Below are 7,919 nucleotides of genomic sequence, written 5' to 3' on the forward strand. Positions count from 1 at the left end.
AGACCGTGAAGGGCGGCAAGCGCTTCGGCTTTGCGGCGCTGGTCGTGGTCGGCGACGGCCAGGGCCGCGTCGGCTTCGGCCACGGCAAGGCTCGCGAAGTGCCCGAGGCGATCACCAAGGCGACCGCTGCGGCGCGCAAGAAGATGATCCGCGTTCCGCTCAAGGAAGGTCGCACCCTGCATCATGACGGCAATGGCCGTTTCGGCGCGGGCAAGGTGACTGTCCGCACCGCGCCTCCGGGCACCGGCATCATCGCCGGCGGTCCGATGCGCGCCGTGTTCGAGAGCCTCGGCGTTGCCGACGTGGTGACCAAGTCGGTCGGCACCTCGAACCCCTACAACATGATCCGCGCCACCTTCGACGCGCTGACCGAGCAGACTTCGCCGAAGTCGGTCGCCCAGCGTCGCGGCAAGAAGGTTGCCGACCTCCTGGGTCGCGGCGGGGCCAGCGCAGTCGAGGCGGAAGCCGAAGCTGCCGCGATCGTGGAGTAAGGACAGATGGCTACCATCAAGATCAAGCAGATCGGTTCGCCGATCCGTCGCCCGGCCGCCCAGCGCGAGATCCTCATCGGTCTCGGGCTGAACAAGATGCACAAGATCGTCGAGCGTCAGGACACCCCCGAGGTGCGCGGCGCGATCGCCAAGATCCCGCATCTGGTGCAGGTGATCGATTAAAGCATGAGGCAAGGCCCCGCTAAGTCGGGGCCTTCCTTTCTCTCAGCGCGACAAAAGCGAAAGCGAGTGCACGACTATGAAACTGAATGACATCCGCGACAATGCCGGTGCCCGCAAGGGCCGCGTCCGTGTCGGCCGTGGTATCGGCTCGGGCAAGGGCAAGACTTCGGCTCGCGGCCAGAAGGGCCAGAAGGCCCGTTCGGGTGTGGCCATCAAGGGCTTCGAGGGCGGTCAGATGCCGCTCCACATGCGTCTGCCGAAGCGCGGCTTCAACAACCCCTTCGCCAAGGACTACGCCGAGGTGAACATCGGCATGATCCAGAAGTTCATCGAGGCCGGCAAGCTCGATGCCTCGGCCACCATCACCGAAGACGCGCTGCGTGCAGCCGGTCTGGTGCGCGGCGGCAAGGACGGCGTGCGTCTGCTTGGCAAGGGTGAGATCACCACCAAGGCGACCTTCGCGGTGACCGGCGCGACCAAGGGCGCGATCGCTGCGGTCGAAAAGGCCGGCGGCAGCGTCGAAGTGGCGCCTGCTCCGACTCCCGAGCACGAGAAGAAGCTCGCCCGCCGCGACGCCAACAAGGCTGCGGCTCAGGCTGCCAAGGCCAAGTAATCGACAAAAGGAGGCGCGCGGGGGTTCGACAAGAGCCCCCGCGCTCCCTATTTACGCTCTCGCGTGCCTCGGCGGCCCTTTGCGAAGGGCTCATTATGCAGGGCGCGCCCGGATCAAGAGCTAGGATCGACCCGTTCCCATGGCATCACGCGCCGACAATATCGCGAGCAACCTCAACCTCGGCAATTTTGCCAAGGCGACCGAGCTCAAGCAACGCATCTGGTTCACCATCGGTGCGCTGATTGTCTTCCGCTTCCTCAGCTTCGTGCCGCTTCCGGGGATCGACCCGGTCAAGCTTGCCGAGTTCAACAGCCGCGCTGCGGGCACGATCCTCGATCTGTTCAACGCCTTCTCGGGCGGCGCGCTTGAACGCATGAGCCTGATCGCGGTCGGGATCATGCCTTATATCACCGCCTCGATCGTGGTGCAGATGGCCTCGGCGCTCCACCCGGCGCTGGCCGCGCTCAAGAAGGACGGGGCGAGTGGGCGGCAGAAGCTGAACCAGTACACCCGCTACGGCGCGGTGCTGCTGTGCATCATCCAGGGCTATGCGGTGGCAGCGAATGCCGTCGCACAGGGCATCGCGGTCGATACCAGCCCGCTGTTCTATGTCACTACGATCATCAATGTGACCGGCGGGACGATGTTCCTGCTGTGGCTCGGCGAGCAGATCACCAGCCGCGGCATTGGCAACGGCGTGTCGCTGATCATCATGGCCGGGATCGTCGCGGCCTTTCCGCAGCTCGTCGGCAGCCTGTTCGAGGGCGGCCGCACCGGAGCGATCTCGGAGATTGCGATCATCGGCTTCATCGTGATGGTGGTGTTCCTGATCCTCGCCATCGCCTTCATGGAGCGGGCCCAGCGCCGCCTCACCATCCAGTATCCCAAGCGCGCGACCGAGCGCGGGATGATGCAGGCCGAGCGTTCCTACCTGCCGCTCAAGATCAACACCGCGGGCGTGATCCCGCCGATCTTCGCCAGTTCGCTGCTGCTGCTGCCGCTGACCATCACCCAGCTCGTCGGCGGCTCGATCCAACCGGGCACGACCACTTACGACGTGCTGCAGACGATGAACCAGTATCTCCAGCACGGCCAGCCGCTCTACCTGACCCTCTATGCGCTCGGGATCGTCTTCTTCTGCTTCTTCTACACCGCAGTGGTGTTCAACCCGGAAGAGACGGCTGACAACCTCAAGAAGAACGGCGGTTCGATCCCCGGCATCCGTCCGGGCAAGCGCACCGCGGACTATCTCGAATATGTCCTCACGCGCATCACCGTGATCGGTTCGATCTACCTGACGGTCGTCTGCGTGCTGCCCGAGGCGGTGATTTCGCAGACCGGGATCCCGCTGGTCCTCGGCGGCACCTCGCTGCTGATCGTGGTCAACGTCACGGTCGACACGATCAGCCAGATCCAGTCGCACCTGCTCGCCCTGCAATATGGCGATCTCATCAAGAAGGCCAAGCTCAAGGGCCGGATGCGCTGATATCCGACATTAGTCGGCTTGACGTGCCCGCCCGCATGGTTGAACCCGTAAGTCTGAAAGAACGCGCGCGGCGCTGATCCGCGGCGATATTGGGGGACGGTTCGTGAACATCATTCTTCTTGGCCCTCCCGGCGCCGGCAAGGGAACGCAGAGCGCGGGGCTGGTCGAGCGGCATGGCATGCGCCAGCTCTCCACCGGCGACATGCTGCGCGCTGCGGTCAAGGCCGGCACTCCGGTGGGGCTACGCGCCAAGGAAGTCATGGAGCGCGGCGAGCTGGTCTCGGACGCCATCGTCTCCGACCTGATCGACGCTGAACTGGCCGCAATGGCTGCGGAAACGGGTGCGATCTTCGATGGCTATCCCCGCACCGCCGCCCAGGCCGAAGCGCTCGATGCGATCCTCGCCAAGAATGGCCGCGTGCTCGACCATGTGATCGAACTCGAGGTGGACGAGGATGCGCTGGTCGAACGCATCACCGGGCGCTTCTCCTGCGGCAATTGCGGCACGCTCTACCACGACACCGCCAACCCGCCCAAGGTCGACGGCGTGTGCGACACCTGCGGGAGCACCGAGTTCAAGCGGCGTCCTGACGACAACGAGGAAACCGTGCGCATGCGCATGCAGGAATACCGCGCCAAGACCGCGCCGATCCTGCCGGGCTACGAAGCGCGCGGGATCGTCGCCCGGGTCGACGGGATGGCGGCGATCGACACGGTCGCCGGGCAGATCGACGCGATTCTCGGCAGCTGAGGGGTGAGGGCGGGGGGCTTGTGCCTCGCGGGCTTTTGCCGCAGCCTTTCCGGCACGGTTTCGCAAGGGAGGGTCTTGCCATGAAATTTCCGGTGATGGCAGCGGCGTTCGCCGTGCTTGCAGCCGCACCTGCCGCTGCCGAAGTGACGCGCTCCTCCGAGATTGGCTTCGTCTCGCGCAACGAGGTGGTGGTAAGCGCCACGCCCAAGGAGGTGTGGCTGGCGCTCATCAGCCCGGCGGGCTGGTGGGACAAGGCGCATACCTGGTCGGGCGATGCGCAGAACCTCGCCCTGACCCCGCAGGCGGGCGGCTGCTTCTGCGAGACCATCCCCGAGGTCGATGAGCCGGGGCGCTTCACGCTGCAGGGCAGCGTCGAGCACATGCGCGTGGTTCAGGCCTATCCCGAGGCGGCGCTGCGGATGATCGGCAGCCTCGGCCCGCTCCAGAGCGAGCCGGTGACCGGGGTGCTGACGATCGTGCTCAGCAAGCACGAGAAGGGCACGCGGATCGTTTGGGAATACAACGTCGGTGGGGCGATGCGCTACGAGGTTGCGGTGATTGCCAAGGCGGTTGACGGAGTGATGGCAACCCAGCTTGCCGCCCTGGCAAAGCCGCTCGGCGTGGTCGCTGTGCCTGCGCCCTCGCCTGCGCCCGCTCCTGCAGCCGCGCCCGCTCCTGAGGCCGCGACGGTGGCTCCTGCTGCGGTCAAGCCTGCCGCGGGTGCGGTCGCGCCGAAGCCCGCTGCGGCTCCTGCGGTCGGTGCATCACAGCCCGCTGCGGTTCCTGCGGCTAGCTCCCCTAAGCCCGCCGGTGCGCCTGGGGCCGGTGCGCCCAAGCCTGCTCCCAAGCCCACCCCCAAGCCGACTTCGGTCGAGGATGCCTTCAGCGATCTCGACGACAAGCCCGGGCGCTGAGCATCGGGCAGGGCGCTTCACTATCTGCTTGATGCGCTAGGGCGTTTGGCCCACTGTGCGCTTTGCAAGCCAGGCGGTTGACGCCTCGCGCGAATCAGCCTACGCGCGCCCCTCATTCGACATGTTCGAAGCAAGTTCGGCAGGCATCGCCCTTGCGCGTGCCGACCGGACTTTTTGCCGTTTGTGATCCGGGGCCGGTGCCTCGGTCCTTCGGCAGGCGGGCATGAGAGTGAATGAGCGTTGAGATAGAGGTGGCCATGAAAGGCCGTAAGCCTCTGTGGAGCATGGAGAAATAAGTGGCTCGTATTGCCGGGGTCAATATCCCCACCAACAAGCGCGTGATCATCGCGCTGACCTATATTCACGGTATCGGTCGTACCACCGCCGTCCAGATCGCTGACAAGCTCGGCATTGCGCATAGCGCACGCGTGCAGGATCTTTCCGACGAGGAAATCCTGCGCATCCGCGAAACCATCGATGCCGATTTCACCGTGGAAGGTGATCTTCGTCGCAACACCGCGATGAACATCAAGCGTCTGATGGATCTGCGCGCCTATCGCGGCCTGCGTCACCGCAGCGGTCTGCCCGTTCGCGGCCAGCGCACCCACACCAACGCCCGTACCCGCAAGGGCAAGGCCAAGCCCATCGCGGGCAAGAAGAAGTAAGCAGGCAGCTTCGGCTCCCCCGCTTTTTCCTTCTGACGAGCTAGAGGAATATAGAGAATGGCACGCGAACCAGGCCGTATCCGGCGCCGTGACAAGAAGAACATCACCAGCGGCGTTGCGCACATCAACGCCAGCTTCAACAACACCATGATCACCATCACCGACGCGCAGGGCAATGCCATCTCGTGGTCGTCGGCCGGGATGATGGGCTTCAAGGGCAGCCGCAAGTCGACTCCCTATGCCGCGCAGGTCGCTGCCGACGATGCCGGCAAGAAGGCCGCCGAACACGGCGTGCGCACCCTCGAAGTCGAGGTCAAGGGCCCGGGTTCGGGTCGTGAAAGCGCGCTCCGGGGTCTTGCAGCCGTCGGCTTCAACATTACCTCGATCCGCGACGTCACTCCGATCCCGCACAACGGGGTCCGTCCCTCCAAGCGTCGCCGCGTCTGATCCGCCGGGATGGCGGGGGCGCGTGTCGCCTCCGCCGCCCGATCGGGTCTGATGCCGCGCGCTCGCGCCCCTGCATCCGGCCCGCCCAAGTTTGAACCGCCCGAAAGGCGAATTAGGGGAAATCCATGTCCGTCAACACCAAGAACTGGCAGGAACTCAAGAAACCCAACTCCCTGGAAATCAAGGATGGCGGCGATCGTCAGCGCAAGGCGACCTTCGTGGCCGAGCCGCTCGAGCGGGGCTTCGGCCTGACGCTCGGCAACGCGCTGCGCCGAGTGCTGCTGTCGAGCCTGCAGGGCGCGGCGATTACCTCGATAAAGATCGAGAACGTGCTGCACGAGTTCTCGAGCCTCGCGGGTGTGCGTGAGGACGTCACCGACATCGTCCTCAACGTCAAGCAGATCGCGCTCAAGATGGAAGGCGAGGGCCCCAAGCGGCTCCAGCTTTCGGCCACCGGCCCGGGCGCGGTCAAGGCGGGTGACATTGCCGTGACCGGCGATATCGAGGTGATGAACAAGGACCTGGTGATCTGCCAGCTCGATGAAGGCGCGACGCTCAACATGGAGCTGACCGCCGACACCGGCAAGGGCTACAGCCCGGCCGTTCAGAACCGTCCGGCCGATGCGCCGATAGGGCTGATCCCGGTCGACTCGCTCTATTCGCCCGTGCGTCAGGTGAGCTACAAGGTCGAGAACGCCCGCGTCGGGCAGGAGCTTGACTACGACAAGCTCTCGCTGACCGTCGAGACCGATGGCACCGTCACCCCGGAAGACGCCGTGGCCTATGCCGCGCGCATCCTCCAGGACCAGCTGACGCTGTTCGTCCACTTCGAGGACGGCATCCCGCAGCCGGTCGGTCAGATGATCGGCCATGCGGTGCAGCCGGAAGAAAGCGACTCCAACCAGCTCAACCGCTACCTCCTCAAGAAGGTGGACGAGCTGGAACTGTCGGTGCGTTCGGCCAACTGCCTCAAGAACGACAACATCATCTATATCGGCGATCTGGTCCAGAAGACCGAAGCCGAGATGCTGCGCACGCCGAACTTCGGCCGCAAGTCCCTCAACGAGATCAAGGAAGTGCTCTCGAGCATGGGCCTGCGCCTCGGCATGGACATCCCGGGCTGGCCGCCCGAGAACATCGAGGAAATGGCCAAGAAGTTGGAACAAGAACTTCTCGGCTGATGAATTCGCGAGCCCTTGCTTCGGCGGGGGCTCGCACTTTGGGCGAAGGTGGCGGCCCTGATTGCCACCGGGATGGAGCTACCTTGCACGGGCTCCCTACGAACGAAGGATGAAGTCAAATGCGTCATGGTATTTCGGGCCGCAAGCTTGGCCGCAAGACGGGTCACCGCAACGCCCTGTTCCGCAACATGGCCGCCGCGCTGGTCAAGCACGAGCAGATCAAGACCACGCTGCCCAAGGCCAAGGAACTGCGCCCCTATATCGAAAAGCTGATCACGCTGGCTAAGCGTGGCGGATTGTCTAACCGCCGCCTCGCGATGAGCCGTCTGGGTGACGAGGCGCAGCTCAAGAAGCTCTTCGAGGTGCTGGCCGAGCGCTACAGCGACCGTGAGGGCGGCTACGTCCGCGTGCTGCGCGCCGGTGTGCGTCCGGGCGATGCGGTGCAGATGGCGATCATCGAATTCGTCGACCGCGACGAGAGCGCGCGTGGCCAGGATTCGGGTCCGGTGCAGTCGGACGAGGAATACGAGGACGCGTAAGCCGCGCTTTGCAGCGACACAGGCAGGGGCCGGGGCGGTAACGCTTCCGGCCCTTTCCTTTTGGCCCTCCCTTTTCTTTTGAAGCGTGCGGGGTAGGGTTGGCGCCATGATCCGCACCGCCCTTTCAGCGACAGCGCTGCTCCTCGCTTCTCCCCTTGCCGCGCAAAACCAGCAGGAGGCGCTCGACGCCCGCTATGACCGCGCTTTGGCGGCAGGCTACAAGGCGCTTATGCTGTGCAGCGCGATCGCCAATGCGGAAGCCAACGGCACGGTCCGCACCCCCGAAAGCGTAGTGCAGTGGGAACTGACCGGCATTCAGGCGCCCCTCGATGCGATCGTGCCGACTCTGCCGCACCAAGTGGTGTGGGCGCAGCCCTTCGCCGATGGTAACGAGCCGCCCTATGGCGCGCTCTCGCTCGAAGAGGTGCTCGCAGCCGGCAACCTGTCAGAAGACGAGGAGCGCGCAATCCGCGCCGAATTCGCCGCCTATGTCCCGGGCCGTCCGGTATTCAACCATGTCGCCGTAACGTGGGCCGAAGACATGCCGCCGCGTTGGGCCAGCTACCGTCCGGGCAAGGGCTGCCTCCTTGCGCCCATCGGGCTCAAGGAATTGACGGGAGACGTCGTGGTCGCCGATCCGCCGGCCACG

The 7,919-nt window shown here is 65.0% G+C and carries 10 protein-coding genes and 1 pseudogene; all 11 read left to right on the forward strand.

The window, feature by feature from the left end; all coding sequences use genetic code 11:
• Positions 1-491, forward strand: a 491-nt coding sequence (rpsE, locus tag NBV68_RS15405) for a 30S ribosomal protein S5 (RefSeq protein WP_296311355.1), incomplete at its 5' end; no start/stop codon positions are given.
• A 6-nt stretch (positions 492-497) separates the two neighbouring features.
• Positions 498-674, forward strand: coding sequence for a 50S ribosomal protein L30 (gene rpmD, locus NBV68_RS15410; RefSeq protein ID WP_296311357.1), 177 nt, complete (start codon positions 498-500; stop codon positions 672-674).
• A gap of 76 nt (positions 675-750) precedes the next feature.
• Positions 751-1,287, forward strand: a complete 537-nt coding sequence (rplO, locus tag NBV68_RS15415; protein WP_296311359.1) for a 50S ribosomal protein L15 — start codon at positions 751-753, stop codon at positions 1,285-1,287.
• A gap of 139 nt (positions 1,288-1,426) precedes the next feature.
• Positions 1,427-2,773 carry a preprotein translocase subunit SecY gene (secY, locus tag NBV68_RS15420; protein ID WP_296311360.1) on the forward strand — a complete coding sequence of 449 codons (1,347 nt, stop codon included), beginning with the start codon at positions 1,427-1,429 and terminating at the stop codon, positions 2,771-2,773.
• A 103-nt stretch (positions 2,774-2,876) separates the two neighbouring features.
• On the forward strand, positions 2,877-3,524 hold the full coding sequence (locus NBV68_RS15425) for an adenylate kinase (protein WP_296311361.1): 648 nt from the start codon (positions 2,877-2,879) through the stop codon (positions 3,522-3,524).
• Positions 3,525-3,604: 80 nt separating this feature from the next.
• Entirely contained in the window at positions 3,605-4,438 is an 834-nt protein-coding gene (locus tag NBV68_RS15430) for an SRPBCC family protein (protein WP_296311363.1), read from the forward strand.
• Positions 4,439-4,734: 296 nt separating this feature from the next.
• Positions 4,735-5,103, forward strand: coding sequence for a 30S ribosomal protein S13 (gene rpsM / locus NBV68_RS15435; RefSeq protein WP_267619878.1), 369 nt, complete (start codon positions 4,735-4,737; stop codon positions 5,101-5,103).
• Between the two features lie 57 nt (positions 5,104-5,160).
• On the forward strand, positions 5,161-5,550 hold the full coding sequence (gene rpsK / locus NBV68_RS15440) for a 30S ribosomal protein S11 (RefSeq protein WP_017666383.1): 390 nt from the start codon (positions 5,161-5,163) through the stop codon (positions 5,548-5,550).
• A gap of 125 nt (positions 5,551-5,675) precedes the next feature.
• A complete protein-coding gene (locus NBV68_RS15445) occupies positions 5,676-6,731 on the forward strand; it encodes a DNA-directed RNA polymerase subunit alpha (RefSeq protein ID WP_296311374.1) in 1,056 nt (351 codons plus the stop codon).
• A gap of 119 nt (positions 6,732-6,850) precedes the next feature.
• The gene (rplQ, locus tag NBV68_RS15450; RefSeq protein WP_296311377.1) at positions 6,851-7,270 is read left to right on the forward strand and encodes a 50S ribosomal protein L17; all 420 of its coding nucleotides are present in this window, start codon (positions 6,851-6,853) and stop codon (positions 7,268-7,270) included.
• Positions 7,271-7,376: 106 nt separating this feature from the next.
• A pseudogene (locus NBV68_RS15455) lies at positions 7,377-7,919 on the forward strand (hypothetical protein); the annotation flags it as partial.

Origin of the sequence: Erythrobacter sp., from assembly GCF_023653175.1 — a bacterium.
Lineage (GTDB): Bacteria > Pseudomonadota > Alphaproteobacteria > Sphingomonadales > Sphingomonadaceae > Erythrobacter.